The organism is Pigmentibacter ruber (genome assembly GCF_009792895.1).
GTDB lineage: Bacteria > Bdellovibrionota_B > Oligoflexia > Silvanigrellales > Silvanigrellaceae > Silvanigrella > Silvanigrella rubra.
The window spans coordinates 153,311-172,731 of sequence record NZ_WSSC01000005.1; the positions used below are offsets into that span (position 1 = coordinate 153,311).

A 19,421-nucleotide genomic window follows, 5' to 3' on the forward strand; every position below is an offset into this window, starting at 1 on the left:
TATGTGTTAAGATAATAAAAAGATATTTTTATCAAATTTTTATTTTAGGACTATCCTAGTGCAAAACTATATGAAAAACATTTTATTTTTTATCTTGGTAATTGTTATTTTTTTTCTAGCATTTCGTTCTAATATGTTTTTTTAGAAAATATAAAAAAATTTTTAAACTTATTATGTAATTTAAATAATAAAATAATTGACAGTTATGTAATTCTATTTTTTTTTCAAATATGTATCATAAGAATTGTTAGTTTTGACTTAATACAATTTAATAATTGGAGGGTGGGTGAGTATGTCAATCATTCACATTGCTAAAAGTAAGCTATTTATTCTTAGCTGGATTTTATATTGCGTTGTGTCTTTTCAAAATGTTTATGCAGCTGGTGCTGCAGGTTGCGGATTAGGATCGGTTATTTTTTCCGACAATAGATGGTGGAAACAAGTTTTAGCTGCAACAACAAATAATTTAACTTTTACACAAACACTTGGAATAACAACCGGAACATCTAATTGCAATGCGAGCGGAGCTTTAACAAGGTACCAAGAACAAAAAGATTATATTGTTGTAAATTATGTAACACTGCAAAAAGAAGCTGCACAAGGAAACGGCGAAACATTGAAAGGTTTGGCTATTATCTCTGGTTGTGAGGATAATGCTTATCAAGATTTTGCTACATTACTACAAACTAATTATAGTGAGATATTTACATCAAGTAATACTGATCAAATTGTTGAGAGTATGAATTTTAAAATCAAAACAAATCCATCTCTAGTAAATAAATGTTTAAAAGGCACCATATAGAAGATTAATAAATTACTCCGTACTTAATACTTTAGTAAATAGATAACTACTGACTTCTAATATTAAGTGCTTGAATGAAAAAATACTCCTTCTGTTGATAAAAAGTTAAAAGAAAAATTGGATTAGGAAATAGAAATCTCTTCAAATTTGGTTCTAGAAGTTGAAGGTATTATCTAAATGAGTGAGAAGGTTCTTCCAGAAGGTTTTGGTGATGATGATTTGTGCACTTCCTGAAATTGATTTTGCTTCCCAAAATAGAAATATGCTTGAAGGGTTTTTGGGTTCATATACAGCTTTTCTGTTAAATCACTTTGATACTTTGGTAGTTTCTATTGAGTCAAAATAGCTCCTTCACTATTTCGATAGAATTAAACTATGTCTTACATATTTTTTAGTTGATTTATCCTTATAAATTAAAGACTTTTTTGGCATATAACTTTGCTTATCTGATGAAAAGAAATGCCAAAACTTATATTCGGGATGTGGTTAAGAAGATTCTTCGTATTTTTTTTAATTTTTTGGGTGCCAAAACTTTGAAAAATTTTCATTTCTATGAGATTGATTATTTCATATACTGTAAGCGGGATCTGAAAAGATCCCATTCCCATTGCACGTTTTCACTGGAGTCCCTTTTATGGTAAAAAGCGAACTAATCGAAATTCTTTCTTCTAAGGCGGATGTTACCTCTCCACAGGCGGAAGAATTGATCAATATGTTTTTTGATACAATTTCAGAAGCATTAACTGAGGACGGGCGTGTAGAAATCCGTGGATTTGGAGCATTTACTGTGCGTAAATATAAGTCCTATGATGGACGTAATCCAAAAACTGGAGAAAAGATCGAAGTACCAGAGAAAAAACTTCCTTTCTGGAAAACTGGTCTTGAACTTCGCCAACGTGTGGATGGTTTAGGTTGAAAATTGTTGATGTCAAAATCGGCAAAATAAAAGTCCCTTTAAAAAGGCCATTCAAAACGGCTTTAAGAACTGTTTATTTTGCTGAAGACATCATTGTGAAACTTATCACTCAGTCTGGCTTGATTGGCTTTGGCAGTGCCGCACCTACTGTAGCTATTACAGGTGACTCTCAAGATTCTATTTACCATACCTTAAAAAATGTTTTATTACCAAGGGTTATTGGACAAGAAATTGCTAGTATTGAAAGCATAATGTCTAAAATTCATGTTTCTTTGGTACATAATACATCAGCCTTATCTGCTCTAGATATGGCAATTTATGACTTGTATGCACAATCTTTAAATTTACCTTTATATAAACTACTAGGTGGTTTTCGTAATTTAACATTTACTTCCGTAACTATAAGTGCAAACTCTTCTGATGTTATGGTTGCCGACGCATTAGTTGCTTTAGAAGATGGTTTTTCTGATTTAAAATTAAAATTAGGTTTAGACACTAATTTTGATTTTGATAGGGTAAGTAATGTACGCTCCGCTGTTGGAAATAAAATAAAAATAAGTCTCGATGCCAATCAAGCTTGGGGTGCTAAAGAAGCTGTACGTCTTATTCAAAAAATAGAAAATGCAGGACTTAATATTGATTTTGTTGAGCAACCTGTTTTAGCTAGCAGAATTGATGACCTAAAATTCGTAACACAGCATGTAATGACACCTATTTTGGCTGATGAATCGGTTTTTACTCCCTTCGACGCATTTAAAATATGTGCTAAAAAAGCAGCTGATATGATTAATATTAAATTGGCTAAAGCTGGCGGAATTTATCAAGCACAAAAAATATTAAATATTGCTGAGGCAGTAGGAATGGAATGTATAATGGGTTGCATGCTAGAAAGCCAAGTTGCAGTAACAGCAGCTGCGCATTTAGCGGCTGCTAAAAAAACGATTGTTCGTTGCGATTTAGATTCTCCAGCATTGTTAGCTGAAAATCCGGTGGTTGGTGGTGTTACACTAGATGGCAACATCTTATCATTGAGTGAAAATGCTGCTGGGCTTGGCATTAAAGATATTTTAAATGTTGAGTATTTTTAATTTCAGCAAGCATTAAAAATAAATTGATAATACTCCTTTTGCATTCATTGGGGAAACCATGCGGTTGTAACCAGCATATGGGTATTCAAATTCAGCACTAAACTCTGCAGGAATCATGTAAGGTAATCCACTAAATTTTGATCCAACAACAACTGAATAGTATTGTTCATATCCATGGTCTGGGTGCATGGAAGATTCTCCTAAATAAAATTGATCACCCACGGTGTAAACAGGTTGCCCATTTAAATAGGCTTTTGCTGCAATATTATATTTGGCTTGTGTATATAAACCTAGCCACTTAAAGTTAGAAGAAACATTTCCTAATCCCCAAGAGGCTTGTAAAAATCCGATGTGGTGTAATCCTTTGCGCCAAAACTCTAGATCATTTCCTTGGCCGTCACCAGTAGATGTGTCGGCAGTGTTAAAAGATGTATTATCTAGCATACTTGTTCTACGTAAATTCACTTTATTGATTGAATATTCAGCTTGATGTTGCCAGCTTAAAATAACTCCAGGGACAACTACATAATCTAGGTTTAAACGCGCGATGGCATCATAAGTTCCACCACCAGTAATTAAGGTACCATCGCCGCCAGTAGAGCGCATTGCAGTTACTAAATTAAATTTTCCTGTAGGTATACGCAAACCACCACCGACTGAAAAATACAATGGCACGTGTCTGATAGGAGATTCTTCTGAAATAACGCTCCATAAAACACCAACTTGAATATCACCTAAACCGGAAGCACCATTTGTTGGTTGTGAAGCTGTGAGTAAGATATTTCTAATTTGATCCTTCAAGGGGCTAGCTGAGTTAAATGTAAATGTTTCACCTGTTGGGAGAGGGATAGTTAAGGTCGTAGAGTTATTTAATGATCCACCGCCATTGATAAAACTTGCACAAGTGTCTGGGGTTACGTTAGATCCGCACAAAAAACCATTGGCATTCTGGGATAGTTTAGTAGAGAGATCGTGGAGAACATGGTTATAATATTTCGCATATAATTCGGAATTTGCGGCTACGCTATCACCATTCATTCCTAGTTGGTAAGAAGCAGTATATGGGAAACCTACAGCAACAGACAGAGAATTGGTTAATCCGTATTGAATTGCAATCCCTGTAATGAACCGTTTCATGGAAATTCCGTTGTCTACTTTCTTTCCATTGCTATCAAATCCTTGATTGCCAAAACTGTAAGCTAAAGGTAAATCTATTTTAAATATGCCTTCTGGTAACGTTTTTCCTGTTTGCAGAACAGCATATTTAGGAGGAGTTCTTCCCTTTTCTCCCAGTCCTCCAGCCACGTCTGCAGTTGGATCTATTTTATGATTTTCATTCTTCTCATCTGTTGCATTTGTATTTTGTGCAATATTTGATGAATTCTTTTCATTAATTTCTTTACAAAATGCAGTACTTTGAAAAGTAAGTGAGCTTCCCAAGATAGCAATTAGAGAAGAATTTATTAAATTTTTTTTGACGAGAAATTTCTTTATATTTTTACTTGAAAAGCGAAGCATATATGTCCCTCTAAATGCTTTTAAATAGGAAATAAAAAAATGTTTTAAAAAAAGCCAACCAAAAATTTAGAGAGAGAGGTTAGGTAAATACAAGTTTTAATTAGCACCTAAATATTTCTTTTGCAACTCAAACAATTTTTAATTGATACTTGCCAAATTTTTTAGAAAAGTATACTTACAATAACAAGCCAACTATTTGATTATCTTAGAGAGAGAAAAAGGTTGGGGTGGAGTATTTTAGAGGAACTCCGTACAAGAAAAATAAATTTTATATTAAGTATTACTGTACTTGTAGTACTCTTTTGCCTAATTAAAAGAGGGAATTGATATGCGCCGTATTGTTTATTCTGTCTCTAGTTTTCTTTCTTGCCTTGCCATTGTTGGTTGTAATTTTAAAGGCAATACGGATATGCAGAAAGAAGGAAAGATAAATTGTCAAAAATGGGACGCGTTTGCTGCTAAAGTTGGTGTTCCTGGTTGTGATCAAGCTGTGCCTGCTACAGATAAAGCGGGGCTTGTAAAAAACTTAAGTGAAATGCCGCAAAACTTTGTAGCTGGTAGTGCTAAGTATGCTGAAGTAACAAAATTAGTTCAAAATTATGTAAGTCAAATAGGTGCAAAAACACAAGCTACAGAAATTGTGAGTGTAAAAAAATTAGCTGATGTTTTGGTAGAAGCTGGTTTTGCTGATCAATTGACAGAAGTAACAAAACCAGAATTTATTTCAATTCCTTATTATGAAAGAGATAAGGTAACACCAACCGATCTAAGTGCAATCAAAACGCTCAGTGGTATAAATAAAGATTCAAAATTTAAAATTTATTCTACCAAAGAAGGAAAAGTAGATACGAGTGATTTTGCTGAAGGTACAGCATATGTGCTCATTTATAAATTAAATGGTTCGGATCAAAAATATTCTTCCATTGTTACTATACCTGATAAAAAAAGTGATGATGAAAAGTTTAAAGTAATAATGTATGCGCATGGTGGTGACGCTGGCATTTCTTTCCGAAATATCGCAACCATTCTCCAAAATAATTTAGGAAAAGGAATTGTTGCTGCACCAAGCTTTCCGGGTGAACCTATTTGTTCTATTACAACAATTGGTGGTTCAGTTGAGAATAACTTCATACGCAGTTGTGGGGACGCAAAAGGTAACGTAATTAAAGCAGCAGTAACTGGAGAAGGTGTAAAATCACCATTGGATAATGATGTTAATGCTTTTTTAGGATTGCATAATGCAATTTCAAGAATGGCTTTTTCCATGAAGCCATTAATAGTAAAGTCAAATATTGATTCTGATTTTAATTTAAATTTAGATTATTACTCAAATAACAATTTACTTTTACAAATGCTTACTGGTCCTAAAACTATTGGAGTTTCTGATAGCCGTGGTGGTGCAACTTTATTAGCAGCAATTGGAAGAACGGGGATAATGCTTAAAAGTACTTTAGAAGGAGGTTTGGGGAATATTGATCTTAAAAATCCGCCTATTCTTCCTCTCTTTAGTTCTGCAGGGTTATTTTATACGCCTTCAACATTGTTAATTGGCAGTTTTAGAATTGTTACTCAAAATATGTTAGCGGGTAATATTTATGATACAAGTATTTTAAATGCTTTACCTATGATACCAGATCTCAAAAAGAATTCTTATATTACTGATTACAGAATAGCTCCAATTGGGCAAGACCAACAAGTATTAGATAAATTGGTTGGATGGATTGCTGCTTCTGATATCGTCTTTTTATCCCCTTATATTTCAGTGGGAATGCAAAATTGGAATGTTACTATAAGTGAAATTACAAGAACATTTAATTCGGTTTTATTTCCGAAATTAAAAAATGATGAAAAATTTAAACCAATTTTAGATTTTTTAGAAGGTCTTGTTAGTGATAAATTAACTGCCGATAATTCTTTATTGCTAATGATTAATGATTCTATTATTTCTGCAAATCAAAATAAAGTCAATGTTAAAGAATGCAATTATCTAGCAGATGTTACAATACCAGGTAATAATTCATGTTCGATATATAATATTTTAGTAAAAGGTCAAAAATCTGTTAAATTAGGTGATAAAATAGTACCTGAAATTAAACCTCTAATTAATGAAGACGAAGTTGAGAATTTTACAAATTTTATTTCAGATTTTGATAATGCAATAAAAAATTTATTAATTTCCAATGAAGCAGATAAATTTACAATTTTAACTAATTTACTTATTTCTGCTAGTGTGTATAAAATTCCTTTGGATAAATTAACAGATATTATAAATTTTATTGGAGCATCATTATACTCAGCAAAAGAATTTCCTCAATTAAGTTTTAATAATCCAAGCGTAGAGTTAAAAGCAAGTATTATAAAAAATCTTTTAAATTTGGGTAAATTAGACGAAAGTTTAAAGAAATTTATTTCTACATTGCCTGAAGAACAAAAGAAAAATCCTTTATCAGTAATACTCAAACCATATTTAGACATTTTAATGAAGGAACGGAAATCTTCTCCTGGATCAATTATCTTCTTACATTCTACCCAAGATGGAGTTGTTCCTTATACTCAATCATTAATTGCTAAAAAAGCAATGGATACGGTATTTGATGCTGTGTATGGAAGTACACAAATTCCTAATAATCCGTTAACAAGCTTTAATATTCCTGCTGTAGGATCACAACTTTTTGCATTTCAACCTGAAGATCGCTTTTATACTATAAATTTAGGTGAAAAAACTTCAGATGGAGGAGTTTGTTCAGCCTTAGGGTATGATGGAAATGCGGCGACAAATTATAATCCAGATGTAAAGAAATGTTTCGGTAAAATGGAATTAAACAAATCTCATGACGGTACATTTGCGCATGGAGATACGGCTGTAAGAACTGCGCGTCTTATTTCTGAGCCATTAAATGCGATGAGTTATAATGTGAATAAGTCTGATATCATAAATTCATTGCTTTATGGAAATCAATCTAAAATCAATAATGCTTATTCAACAAATATAAATACACAATTAATTACTTTTAACTTTGCTTATAATCTTGCAAATAAAAAAGAAAATGCAAATATTTTCTATTCTACTGATTGCACTGATCCTAAAACAGGTATTCGTTACCTTTTTAATGCTTGTCCAGCTTCTGGTTCAAACTTTCCTTTATTTAATAGAACACTATTTCAAGACGGTTTGCAAAAAGATGCAATTGTAGATGGTAGATGGGAACAGAAAAATAAAACTAGTTCTTTAACCCCAACTGATATCTTTACATTATGGATGGAAAGTGCTGCTAAAGAGGCTAGTAATTAAAAATAATGTTTCACTTATAAAAAACCACCTTAACTGAGGTGGTTTTTTATTATTTTAATAAATTTCTTTTGAAAATAAATATTTTATACAAATTGGTGGATTATCTAAAGAGAAGATATTGTCAAATGATAATTCTTTTTCATCGAAGATACAAAATTCTATTTCATTAATTGGGCAATTTGTATTAAAATTATTTAATGATGATTTTGGTTTTGCTAAAGGAAAAGTGAGGAAGTTCAGATTGTTGAATACAAACAAAATAAAGAAATCGTTTTAAACCTTTTAGCCAATCATTTTCCCATTGAAATTATCAGTAAATTAACAGACCTACCTATTTCTAAAGTAGAGAAATTAAGCAAGTAAGTTAATTGTTTAAAAAGCAATTTAAATAATTTAATATTTATCGCAAATTAATTTAAATTTTCTTAAAAATTGTTAGTAGTAAATTTTATTTTTCAACCTAAATAAAATTAGGATGTTTTTAAAATTAAAAAAAAATAAATTTTGGCTTAGAAAACTTTTAATATACTTCTTTTAATAGATTAGTATAAGTAATTAATTAAAATTTAGATTAATTATTCTCCTATTTTAGAATAATAAAAATGAATAAAGTTATTTATTTAAAAATGAAGAAGTGTTAATTAAAAATGTGAAGGTAAAAATTTAATAAATTTATTGGAGGATTTTAAAATGAAATATTTTTTATTATTTATAATTATAATTTCTACATTTGTCAGAAATAATGTATATGCTACTTCAAGATTTCTTATCTTTAACAAAACGAATGAAGTTCTAGAATTTATAAATGATTCTTATATTAAATATACGCTATACCCTATTCATATGATGGGCTATAATAAAGTTAATATTGAAGAATATGGTTATTTTTACAATGGTGACGACCTATATGTTAATAATATATTTCATTTAAAACTAAAAGAAAAAAATATTGCTTGCTCATGGATTAGTATTTTAGGCTTTCAAATTAGACATGGAGTAGTTATAGATATTTTCATTGATCATCAATTAAAAGGTCAATTTTGTGCTAATAAGTATTCAATTGTTGATATTCATTTCAATGCATATGTAGAAGTATTTAAAACTAGTGCAGGAAAATATCAGATTAAGTTTCTCAATGTAGGTTGGTGGCAAAATGACACGGTAGCACCAGTACAATTAGAGCTAGAAGTTTAACATTTTTTTTAAATATTATGCTATAATCTTATAAAAGATACCTTAATTCATCTAACATAGAAGGAAACTGTGTATGCTAAATTGGGAAGAATATCGCAAAGAAATAGCAGAAAGAGTTAAAATATTAGCCAAACACAGTCCAGAAACAATTAAAGGCTATAAGACACTTACTGATGCTGGAAAATCAACTAATCATTTAACTCCTAAAATTCGTGAGTTAATTGGCATTGCAGTTGCTGTTACCACTAGATGCGATGGTTGCATATCTGTTCATACAAAAGAGGCGTTAAAGCATGGTGCAACGTTAGATGAAATTTCTGAAGCTCTTGGAGTTGCAATTGCACTTAATGCAGGGGCAGCTATGGTGTATGCCGCTCGTGTTATGGATGCAGTTGCTGATCACACGAAATAATCAACTTGCAATTCCTAAAATATCGTAATTTTCTTCTAAATATTTTTTCAATAGATCAGAAATCATGCAACATGATAAGGATAAAAACTCTTTTACATTAAATTTTTCAACATGTTCTTTAGCAAGTAATTCGAGCTCTAAATTGCTTATCAACGATGAGATATGCAATAATCCAAAACTTGCAAATAAATTTTTATATTCATGCAATATTGTTTTACCTGTAGCTATGTCATCACAATCTAATAGAGTAATGTTTTTAGTCGCTATTGTTTTTAACATATTTTCAAATTCATTTTTTTGTTTTATAATTTTTATTAAAGAAATATTTTTAGCATTATTGTCTTCTATGACTTGCTGATTCTTTATATGTTCTGATATATCTGTAGCACAAATTACTATTTTTTCAGGTTTTTTATTGATATTTAAAATAGGTGTATAAGATAATTTTAAGGTTTTATTATAAAATTCAATAGTAGAAGGAAACATATTGAAAATTGATTCAAGATTAAATAAATTTTCGAAATATTGTTTTATAGCTAAAACTAATATGTCACCTCTTTTTACTCTTGGATCTGTGAATACAGTTGGAAAATCTTTTCCAGCTATATCTGTTTCAAAAATAATATGACATGATCTTGAGACTACATCACTTACTATTAAATTTTTATCAATTATAAAGTATGCATCTTTTATATTATTTAAAATTTCTTTTACTTTTGTTTCTTCATTTACAAGTTTTTTCTCTAAAAATGAATAGTAAGTATTAATAGTAAAGTAAACTTCAATAAATAATAAATCAGTGGTAATAGATTGTGCCTCAAACAATTCTATTATATCCGAAAATTTTGTTTTCCAAATTTTATTTATTGCTGAACTTAGAGTACCTAAGGAAGCTAAGTAAGCATCATTGGGTATTCCCCGTTTAAAGTGTAAATATCCAATTTTTATTTTTTCAGAGTAATATTCTATATCAAATGGTCCAGAGAATAAATATGGTATATAATTTCGATTAGTTTTCATTAAGCGCTCTACTTCTGCACTACCATGAAAAAATTTTTTGGTTTTTTCATTATTTAAATTAAAGTCATAGAAGTCTTTTAATACGCTTTCTATATTTTCTTTTAAAATAGAACTCAGTTTTTTTGCTGTTTCTTTTTTTTTCTCATCAAAGTTTAAATATTTTTCAAACTCAGCAATAGGACTATTGATAAAATAATTTTTCAAATATTCATTATATTCGTCATTCATATTCTCATCCTTAATTGGAGTCTTAAAGTAAATTTAACATATTTATAGGCAAAGGATAGTCAGAAAAAATGGTTTTGGATATTTTAATTAGAAAATTTTTAAAAAAAAGATATATTTATAGGAATTTCATATAGTAATAATTTTAAAAAAATTAGTAGGTAAAAAATATCAGAGATGGTGTTTTGACATTTTAATGAAGGACTTCAACTAAGTTACGAAAGGTGAGTGTAATTGTTTGAATGGAAGAAAAGTATGCACTCAGAACAAAGTCTTAAAAATTTATTTAATATACTTGCTGATTTACGAAAAGAATTTAATTTTTTAAATAATGAAGCAGATTGTCTAAATGAAATTGCAATGAATGCTGCTGTAACAGCTGGACAGACGGGTAAGTCAATTCGTATTTATACTGAAATTTCAAATCATATTGCGCATTCTGCAAAAAAAATGCACAATTATATAACTAAAAATAAGAACGAAGTAAATACTATATTAAATCTAACTCTAAAAATTATGTCAAATAATACATTAAATAGTAAATATCATTTAGAACATAATAGTAAGACAATTTTAGTAAATAAAAATTTAATTAAAGAAAAAATGTATGAATTAAAAATAAATGATCATCTTTTAATTCAGGAATTAGTATCGCATATATATCAAGCAAAAACGTATTTGAAAACAATATTGCAATTGCAATACAAACTATTTGGTGTTTACAATTGTTTGCAAATTGAAGCTATTCAATTAGAAGGAACTGCTTATCACGCAATAAAAACTTTAAGTGAAAGTTTATTTAACTCATTTGATATAACGATTAATAGTATAGATAAGCTTTTTTCAATTTTAAAAAAAATATCAAGAATAATAAAAAATATATTATTTAACTTTTGATGGAAACGATTTATGCTGTCTAAAATCTTGTACGAAAATGAGAATTGTAAATGGATCATGCTAGCAAGAGATCCGCAAAAAAAGACGAACGTCATTGATACAAATGAATATGCCATTATTGTAAATCAAGAGGCAATTTTACTAGATCCGGGTGGAATTGAAATATTTCCTATGGTTTTGACTTCCATTTCAGAAATACTAGATGTCAAAAGTATTAAAGCATATTTGTGCAGTCATCAAGATCCTGATGTCATGTCCTCATTGCAATTGTGGTTGGGTCTTACTCCTAATGCTAAAGTGTATATGTCATGGCTTTGGGCTGGATTTATTGCACATTTTGGTGGAGAATATGTAAAAAATTTTGTTACTTTACCAGATGAAGGACTTGCTCTAGATTTCAATCAAAGAAAATTTGAATTTGTACCAGCTCATTACTGCCATTCTTCGGGCAATTTTCATTTTTTTGATCCTGAAGCAAAAATATTATTTAGTGGAGATATGGGCGCAGCTTTAGTTCCGCTAGACTATCCAACAGTGGTAGAAGATTTTAAAGAGCATATTAAATATATGGAAAAGTTCCATCAACGTTGGATGCCATCAAATACTGCAAAAAATAAATGGGTTCAAAGAGTCAGAAAATTAAATCCTAGTTTACTTTGTCCGCAACATGGGTCTGTATTTGCAGGAGAAAATGTCCAACTTTTTTTGGATTGGCTTGAAGATCTTGAAGTTGGAAAAGCAAAATAAAATGAAATTTGATGGAGGAGTTTATGGAAGAAAGTAATTTAGAAAATATTTTGACAAAAATGCTGACATCAGAAAAAAAAGTTGAAGAATTATCTGTTGCTTTGAGTAAAATTGAAAAAATGGTTTTCACAGTACGTGATATCTCAACAAAGACTGATTTGCTTTCCTTAAATGCTTCCATCGAAGCTGTAAGAGCTGGACAATCTGGTAAAGGGTTTGCTGTTGTAGCTGATGAGGTTGCCCGTTTAGCTGAAAAAACACAAGATTCTATTTCAGAAATAGAAACTGCTGTTGAGTTATTTCGAGATGGCTTTGAGAGCTTACGGGAATTTTTTGTAGAAACAAAAGACATGGTTAAAGCAACAAAGCAAAAAAAAGTTATTTGAAACTTTAATTATTAGGTATTTATGGAAATAAATAATGAATTACTACAAGTTTTTAATGAGGAAATTTCTGATTTAATAGAAAGAAGCAGAAATTCATTAGATCACTTACTTGAAACTGAAAATAAAGTTGAAAGTTTTCGGGATATTTTAAGAGTAATTCATACTATTAAAGGAAATGCAGGAACAGTTGGATATAATGATGTTAAAAAATATGCTCACGATTTAGAAACAACTCTTTTTGATTTTAAAAATAAAGAACATTTAATTAATAAAACAACAATTGATAAAATCAATAAGTTTTTTGATTACTTAGAAAATATTGTAACTGGTGAGGGAAATTCAGAAAAGTATAATGCTGATGATGGCGCTAAAGGTGAAATGGAAATATTTGCTAAAAATGAAGTTGATGTTAGAATTCAAAAAATACAAGAAGAGGCAAGTGTTGGAAAAGAATTTGAGATATTTAATAAAAATGAAATTGAAGAGGTGAGAAATTTTACAAAAATAAACAATGATGTGACCTCGCAAGATCCAAAATCTTTGGAAGGAAATAAAAATAACAATGATTCAAAAAAAGGTATCAATGATTTTATTAGGGTTCCTATAGAAAGACTGCAAAAAAATTATGATATTATTTCGGAAATATTTTTAATAAGAAATCAAATGCGTTATTTAGTTGAGCAATATCGAGCAAATCAAATTGGATATGAAAATTTTTTTCAAGATTGGGAACTACTTGATAATTCGCTACGAAAAAGTATAGGTGAGATAGAAAATGTTTCAATGTCTATGCGAATGACTCCAGTGAGGAGTCTATTAAGGAGAATGGAAAAAACAATAAGGGGATATCTTGAAACGCATATAGATAAAGAAATACAAATATCTATTGAAGGGGAAGATGTAGAAATTGATAAAAAAATAGTAGATTCTTTAGCTGAACCCTTAATTCATTTGACTCGCAATGCCATGGATCATGGAATTGAAACAAGAGTAGAAAGATTAGAAAAAGGCAAATCTCCACAAGCAAAAATAAAATTATCAATTCAAATTATTGCAAATGAAGCTGTTATTTCCGTAAGTGATGATGGAAGAGGAATAGATGAAAATAAAATTTTAAATTCAGCTGCTAAAAAAGGTTTAGATATTAGTAATGTGCATACTAAAGAAGAAATTATTAATTTAATATTCTTGCCAGGATTTAGTACTGTAGATAAATTAAGTGAAGTTTCAGGCAGAGGAATTGGAATGGATTCTGTCAAATCATATGTTGACAGTATGGGAGGATATTTATCTATATTTACTGAGGTAAATAAGGGCACTGAATTTACAATAAGATTACCTTTAGGAATGTCTGTTGTACCAGTTATTATAGCTAGAGCAAATAACATAAAATTTGCAATTTTAAATACCGAAGTACTAGAATTGAAAAAAATAAATATTTCTGAAGTCAAAAAAAATGGGAATGATTTTTATTTTAAAAGAAAAAATGATTTTATAAAATGCATAAATATTGAAGATGGTTTGTTTTGTCATTATAAAAAGAAATCTCAGTTGTATGAAAAAAAAGATAAGTTATCTATTTGTATTATTGGAAAGACTGGAAAGTTTTTCGCTGTACAAATTGGTGAATTTATTGAAAATGCTGAAATTGTTTTAAAGGAATATCCTCAAGGTGCACCTAAATTTCCATATGTAACAGGTATCTCTATTTTAGCAACTGGGGAACCGACTTTTTTAATTTCTTTAAGTAAATATTGTGAAAATTTTGATAAAATGAATGAAAAAATTTAAATTTTTAGAATGGTGAGTTATGTTAAATTTAGAAAAAATTCAACAAATGCAAATTGATAAAGAAATGCTAGTTGCTGAAGTTAACGAGCAAAATTTAGTTCGCTTCCTTGCTTTTGAAAAATATTATGCAGTAAATATTAAAAATGTAAAAGAAATTATTGAAAAAATAGAATTCACACCTTATCCTGAAAAAATAAATTATCATTTAGGCATAATAAATGTAAGAGGTCTTGTTATTCCTCTCATTCAATTAGAAAAAATTAAAGAATCAAAAAAGAAAGAATACACTAAAGTAATTATTCTTGAATTCTCATCAGAACATTTAACTGCAATACAAGTAGATAAAATTAGTAAATGCTCAATCAATTCTCCGTTCATTTTACCAGGACAAACATTAAATTTAAATGATACTCCTGCAATGTATATTGATGAAAGTAATTTTGATAATTTATTAAAAGGCAATTTATGATTAATAATGAGCAGTTGTTAAATACAATTGATGGAAAGACTATAATAATCTTACCATTTTCTTTACGGAACGAAGAAAATGAATTACATTTAGCTTTAAACGTACAAAAAATTTCTGCGGTTTTTGAAGAAAGTCAATACTCACTATTGCCAGGTGTTATGCCTCCTTTTGTGTATATGATAGATATGCATGGTAAACCTATTCCCGTTTTAGATATTAGCAAAATTATAAAGGAGCAGTACTTTACTAAACAGGATGCTAGTAAAGCAAATGAAAAGAAAAAAAATGTTAAGAAAAGAATTATTATTTGTCATGTCTTATCAATTCTTGTAGGTATTATAGTAGATGCTACTCGAAAAATAAAAACTGTACCAAACTCTCAAGTATTGCCTCCTCCTGAATTATGGAATGATAACGAATCTTTTTTTGTATCAGGTATTATTCAAGAGAATGGTATTTATCGTTACTTATTTGATATAGAAAAATATTTGAGTACTTTAGGAATGAACATAGGCAAACTTCACACAGAAAAAAAAGAGTTATCTATAAACTTCAAAGGTAAAAAAGGTTTGGTTGTTGAAGATTCTAAAGTTTATCAATTACTAGCTAAAAAATTCTTTGAAAAATACGAAATGCAATTGGATTTAGCAAGTAATGGAAAAGAAGGTTTAAATCTCTTATTGGAAAATCATTATGACTTTGTAATTACTGATATTGAAATGCCTATGATGAATGGAATTGATATGATTCGTGAATATAAATCAAATCATACTTCAGATGTTATGCCCATAATATTCCATTCATCAATATCAAACAGTGAATTAAGTAAAGATTTAGAAAAAGATAAACTTGGTATTATGATCACAAAGTTTAGTGAAGATGTTTTATTAGATTCACTAACTAAAATATTAAAAAATTAAAGGTCAAATTTTTTTTGAATAAAAAGCATTAAATCCATTTTTTCTAAAAAATTCACAAGCAATTTTACTTTTTATTCCATAATTGCAGAAAAAATAAAATGTACTTTCAATATTTATTTTTTGTTCATTTAGTATTGATTTAATTAGTTTTATATTACTATTCAAAATTGATTGGAAAAGTTTTTCACTTATATTAAAATCTAAGTCATATTGTTCATGCTTTTCTTGACGAATATTGAAATTTATTTTTACAGAATTCAGACTAGATTGGTTTTTAAACTCATCATAGGAAATTAAGTATAAATTTTCCCTATTTGTATTTTTTTGTTCAGTTTTTATTAAATCTTTACAAGTAAAGCAGGATTGATCTTTGACCCAAAAAAATTTTTTAAAATTATTCTCCTTAAAATTAAATTGGTAATATGTATTTACTTTATTTTGATTTAAGCAGGTCAAAAATTTTATTGTTTCATTAACAACAAATGAACCAATGAGTCCACAAACAGAAGGTAATACTCCAAATAAAGAACAGTTAACTTCAGATGATTCAATATTTGGGAATAAGCAGGAAAAACATCCTTGGCCTGGTTGGAATAGTGCTACGTGTCCGTTCATTGCTAAGACACCCATATCAATCCAGCTGATGGAATGCTGAATTGAGAATTCGTTTATTTTTTTTCTGGTAGTAAAATTATCACTTGCATTAATAATTAAATCTATATTTTTGGGAAAATTGATATTATTTTGATTTGTAAAAAAACAGTCATAAACTTTAATTTTTGTTTCAGGATAATGATTTTTTATGTAATTTGATAATACTTCAACTTTTTTTTTACCAAGATCTTTTTTTGTAAATAAAATTTGTCTTGGTAAATTTGATTCTTCTATAATATCTTGATCAAAAATAATAATTTCACCTATCCCTGAGCTAGCTAGATATTGACAACAATTATGAGCTAAAGCACCAGCACCTACAAGCATTATTTTACTTTTTTTTATTGTTTCTAGACCCTTTATTCCAATAAATGGAAGAGAAATTTGTCTAGAATATTTATGTAAATTTAAAAAAGGTTTTGTTTCTTTAACCATTGTTGAAGTCTTTCATCAGGATTCTGTGCCTTTGTGATATCACTAATAACCGAGATGCAATCTGCACCTGATTGATAAATTTTTTCAGCATTGGAAAGTTCAATTCCACCAATAGCAACAAGTTTGATTTCTGCAGGAATTATTTCTCGCCATTGTGTAATTTTGTTAATGCCTTGCGGCAAAAATCGCATAATCTTCGAAGAAGTCGGAAAGATTGGGCCTAACGCTATATATTTGGGTTCTAAATGAATTGCATGTTGTAGTTCTTTTTCATCGTGGGTGCTCAGTCCAAAAACTAATCCACTTTGCTGTATTTTATTTATATCAGCTAATAATGAGTCTTCAAAGCCTAAATGAACTCCATAAGCATTGTATTTTAAAGCAAGTTCCCAAAAATCATTAATGATAAGCAAATGATTATTTGCTTTTGCAATTTCAATTGCAGTTTTTATTTCTTCTTCTAGCTTAGTAGAAATTGTTTTTTTTACTCGATATTGACTAATAGGAACTTTATTTTCAATCATTTTTTTTAACCAATAATGGTTATCTACAATTGGGTAAAAATGAAATGGAAAACGATTAAACATATTAGACATGATAAAACGGGACTCCATGAGTAGGTGAACTTGCATTTGCTAAATCTGATTCAGGCATAATTCCACTTTGATATGCCAGCCGACCACATTCAACAGCTAAGGAAAATGCTTTTGCCATTTGGATTGGTTCAAATGCCTGGGCTATTGCGGAATTTAACAAAACTGCATCCATTCCTAACTCCATTGCAAAAGCGGCATCGCTTGGTGCTCCGATTCCTGCATCAATAATAATTTTTATTTTTGGAAAACGATCGCGCATAATTTTTAAATGATAAGGATTAATTATTCCTTTACCCGAACCAATGGGTGATCCCCATGGCATAAGAACTTCACAGCCTAAATTTATTAATTCTTTAGCAAGAATTAAATCATCAGTCATATATGGAAAAACACAAAAGTCATTTCTAATTAATTCTTCTGTAGCTTTTAAAAGTTCAAAAGGATTTGGTTGGAGAGTATAGCTATCACCAAAAATTTCAAGTTTAATCCAATTAGTTGCAAATAGTTCTCTTGCTAATAGAGCTGTTTCAACTGCATTTTTTGCATTATAACAACCAGAAGTATTTGGTAAAATTCTGACATTTAAATTTTTAATAGTTTCCCAAAATTGATTTTTTTCTTTTTTTTCTGGGGAAAGCCTTCTTAATGCTACAGTAACAATACTTGTATTAGACGTAATAATTGCTTCTTTTAATATATTTAATGAAGGATACTTTGCAGTACCAATAATTAAGTGTGAGTTTAATTTCTCTCCATATAATTCTAACATTCAACCTCCTTCAAAAGGGGTAACTATTTCAATTTCATCACTCATTCGTAACTTAACTGAAAGTATTTTATCTTTAGGCACTAGAACATGATTTAATGCTATTGCGATACCTTGCTGAGAGATTTGTTCTTTTTCTAATATCTCAGAGATTGTAATATCGGTTTGTGTATATATTTTATCTTCACCATTTAGTTTTATTTTTAAGAGCTGCATAATTTTTCCCATATAGATTGGTCTAAATTTTTTGGAAGTTTGTAATTATGATGGATAAATTGAGTAAAATATTGACTAATTGTTGGGCTAATTGTTATACCGTGTCTATATAATCCATTTAAATAAAATATATTTTTTTGTTTAATTATTTTTGGCTCAGAGTTTAAAAAAGTTGGCCTAAGATTAACCCTATGTTCTAAGATATTTGCTTCTAAAAAACCTGAATCAAATTTGCAAGCCATACTTAATAATTCTAATGTATCAGCGATTGTAATAGAATCTAAACATTCTGTTTCATGAGATGTTGCACCAATAATAAATGTTTGATTTCCTCTCGGAACTATATATATTGGATAACGAATATGACCTAAGCGAACAATGCAATCTATTTTTACTTGTTTTGCTTTTACAACAATAAGAGCTCCTCTAACACCTCTAAGTAAATTATTTAAATTATCTTTTGCATGATATCCAGTCGTATTTACAATTATATCGTATTTATTTTCATTTGATCTTGTGGAAATATTATCAATATCACTTATAATTTCGCAGTTAAAATTACATGATATATTGTTTTTTTTAGAAAAATATTCATTGCTTTTTACAATAAAATTTCTTGGATCTAGGCACTTTTCACTAGGAATAAAGAACCCGTATTGAAAATTTTGTTTTTCTCTCATAAAAAATTTTTCAAATAAAATTGAATCCATTTCAATTGGAGAGAAATTAGGGTCTTTTTTAGCTATATATTTCAATAAGTATGTAATTTTTTCTTTATCAGTACCTGTTACTAAATGTGAGCATCCACAATGAATTAAAATTTCTTCCGCATTTATGGATTTTAAAATTTCTTGCCATCTTTTTAATGAATGTATACCAAGTTTAAAAACAAGTTCTGAACTTTCTAAAATTTCTGACCATGGAGTAAGCATTCCAGCAGCAGTGGCACAACTAGATTTTGTAGAACAAGTATCATCTTTTTCAAACAAAGTAACAGAGTGACCAAGCAATGAAAAGTCAATAGTTAACATTCTGCCTAAAATTCCTGCTCCTATGATAGCAACTTTCACTTTTTAT

Annotated in this window: 20 protein-coding genes; 13 read left to right on the forward strand and 7 right to left on the reverse strand. The window is 29.2% G+C overall.

What is annotated here, in order from left to right; translation table 11 throughout:
* The first annotated feature begins 292 nt into the window (after positions 1–292).
* From GOY08_RS14370 to GOY08_RS14380, 4 genes are all read left to right on the forward strand, one after another.
* A complete protein-coding gene (locus tag GOY08_RS14370) occupies positions 293–802 on the forward strand; it encodes a DUF3015 family protein (protein WP_158999619.1) in 510 nt (169 codons plus the stop codon).
* A gap of 211 nt (positions 803–1,013) precedes the next feature.
* Positions 1,014–1,148, forward strand: coding sequence for a hypothetical protein (locus tag GOY08_RS15650; protein WP_268892506.1), 135 nt, complete (start codon positions 1,014–1,016; stop codon positions 1,146–1,148).
* Between the two features lie 288 nt (positions 1,149–1,436).
* Positions 1,437–1,718 (forward strand): HU family DNA-binding protein, encoded by a 282-nt coding sequence (locus GOY08_RS14375; RefSeq protein ID WP_158999620.1) that lies wholly within the window; start codon positions 1,437–1,439, stop codon positions 1,716–1,718.
* A complete protein-coding gene (locus GOY08_RS14380; protein ID WP_158999621.1) occupies positions 1,715–2,806 on the forward strand; it encodes a mandelate racemase/muconate lactonizing enzyme family protein in 1,092 nt (363 codons plus the stop codon). The genes GOY08_RS14375 and GOY08_RS14380 overlap by 4 nt, the downstream gene beginning before the upstream one ends.
* 12 nt (positions 2,807–2,818) lie before the next feature.
* On the opposite strand, the gene GOY08_RS14385 is transcribed toward GOY08_RS14380, so the two are convergent.
* A complete protein-coding gene (locus GOY08_RS14385) occupies positions 2,819–4,324 on the reverse strand; it encodes a hypothetical protein (protein WP_158999622.1) in 1,506 nt (501 codons plus the stop codon).
* Between the two features lie 328 nt (positions 4,325–4,652).
* Between GOY08_RS14385 and GOY08_RS14390 the strand changes: the two genes are divergently transcribed.
* The 3 genes from GOY08_RS14390 to GOY08_RS14400 all read left to right on the forward strand — a co-directional run bounded on the left by GOY08_RS14390 (position 4,653) and on the right by GOY08_RS14400 (position 9,222).
* Positions 4,653–7,616, forward strand: coding sequence for a hypothetical protein (locus GOY08_RS14390; RefSeq protein ID WP_158999623.1), 2,964 nt, complete (start codon positions 4,653–4,655; stop codon positions 7,614–7,616).
* Between the two features lie 690 nt (positions 7,617–8,306).
* Positions 8,307–8,810 (forward strand): hypothetical protein, encoded by a 504-nt coding sequence (locus tag GOY08_RS14395; RefSeq protein ID WP_158999624.1) that lies wholly within the window; start codon positions 8,307–8,309, stop codon positions 8,808–8,810.
* Positions 8,811–8,883: 73 nt separating this feature from the next.
* A complete protein-coding gene (locus tag GOY08_RS14400; protein ID WP_158999625.1) occupies positions 8,884–9,222 on the forward strand; it encodes a carboxymuconolactone decarboxylase family protein in 339 nt (112 codons plus the stop codon).
* On the opposite strand, the gene GOY08_RS14405 is transcribed toward GOY08_RS14400, so the two are convergent.
* Positions 9,223–10,470 (reverse strand): protoglobin domain-containing protein, encoded by a 1,248-nt coding sequence (locus GOY08_RS14405; RefSeq protein WP_158999626.1) that lies wholly within the window; start codon positions 10,468–10,470, stop codon positions 9,223–9,225.
* A 252-nt stretch (positions 10,471–10,722) separates the two neighbouring features.
* Here GOY08_RS14405 and GOY08_RS14410 point away from each other — a divergent pair, with 252 nt between their 5' ends.
* Genes GOY08_RS14410 through GOY08_RS14435 form a run of 6 tightly spaced genes read left to right on the forward strand, consistent with a single transcriptional unit; the run spans position 10,723 to position 15,677 of the window.
* Positions 10,723–11,364: a hypothetical protein gene (locus GOY08_RS14410; RefSeq protein WP_158999627.1), complete on the forward strand. Its 642-nt coding sequence runs from the start codon at positions 10,723–10,725 to the stop codon at positions 11,362–11,364.
* A gap of 12 nt (positions 11,365–11,376) precedes the next feature.
* The gene (locus GOY08_RS14415; protein WP_158999628.1) at positions 11,377–12,111 is read left to right on the forward strand and encodes an oxygen-binding di-iron domain-containing protein; all 735 of its coding nucleotides are present in this window, start codon (positions 11,377–11,379) and stop codon (positions 12,109–12,111) included.
* Positions 12,112–12,134: 23 nt separating this feature from the next.
* Positions 12,135–12,497, forward strand: a complete 363-nt coding sequence (locus GOY08_RS14420; RefSeq protein WP_268892507.1) for a methyl-accepting chemotaxis protein — start codon at positions 12,135–12,137, stop codon at positions 12,495–12,497.
* 21 nt (positions 12,498–12,518) lie between these two features.
* A complete protein-coding gene (locus GOY08_RS14425; RefSeq protein WP_158999630.1) occupies positions 12,519–14,288 on the forward strand; it encodes a chemotaxis protein CheA in 1,770 nt (589 codons plus the stop codon).
* Positions 14,289–14,307: 19 nt separating this feature from the next.
* Entirely contained in the window at positions 14,308–14,757 is a 450-nt protein-coding gene (locus GOY08_RS14430) for a chemotaxis protein CheW (RefSeq protein ID WP_158999631.1), read from the forward strand.
* Positions 14,754–15,677: a chemotaxis protein CheV gene (locus GOY08_RS14435; RefSeq protein WP_158999632.1), complete on the forward strand. Its 924-nt coding sequence runs from the start codon at positions 14,754–14,756 to the stop codon at positions 15,675–15,677. The genes GOY08_RS14430 and GOY08_RS14435 overlap by 4 nt, the downstream gene beginning before the upstream one ends.
* Positions 15,678–15,680: 3 nt before the next feature.
* Here GOY08_RS14435 and GOY08_RS14440 read toward each other — a convergent pair whose 3' ends face one another.
* The 5 genes from GOY08_RS14440 to GOY08_RS14460 are packed head-to-tail and all read right to left on the reverse strand — an operon-like array spanning position 15,681 to position 19,414.
* Entirely contained in the window at positions 15,681–16,766 is a 1,086-nt protein-coding gene (locus GOY08_RS14440) for a HesA/MoeB/ThiF family protein (protein WP_158999633.1), read from the reverse strand.
* Complete coding sequence (locus tag GOY08_RS14445) at positions 16,739–17,362, reverse strand: thiamine phosphate synthase (protein ID WP_158999634.1); 624 nt, start codon at positions 17,360–17,362, stop codon at positions 16,739–16,741. Before GOY08_RS14445 ends, GOY08_RS14440 begins: the two co-directional genes overlap by 28 nt.
* Positions 17,355–18,131, reverse strand: a complete 777-nt coding sequence (locus tag GOY08_RS14450) for a thiazole synthase (protein WP_158999635.1) — start codon at positions 18,129–18,131, stop codon at positions 17,355–17,357. The genes GOY08_RS14445 and GOY08_RS14450 overlap by 8 nt, the downstream gene beginning before the upstream one ends.
* The gene (thiS, locus tag GOY08_RS14455; RefSeq protein ID WP_158999636.1) at positions 18,132–18,344 is read right to left on the reverse strand and encodes a sulfur carrier protein ThiS; all 213 of its coding nucleotides are present in this window, start codon (positions 18,342–18,344) and stop codon (positions 18,132–18,134) included. It lies immediately after the preceding gene.
* Positions 18,332–19,414, reverse strand: a complete 1,083-nt coding sequence (locus tag GOY08_RS14460) for an FAD-dependent oxidoreductase (RefSeq protein ID WP_158999637.1) — start codon at positions 19,412–19,414, stop codon at positions 18,332–18,334. Before GOY08_RS14460 ends, thiS begins: the two co-directional genes overlap by 13 nt.
* Between the last annotated feature and the right edge of the window lie 7 nt (positions 19,415–19,421).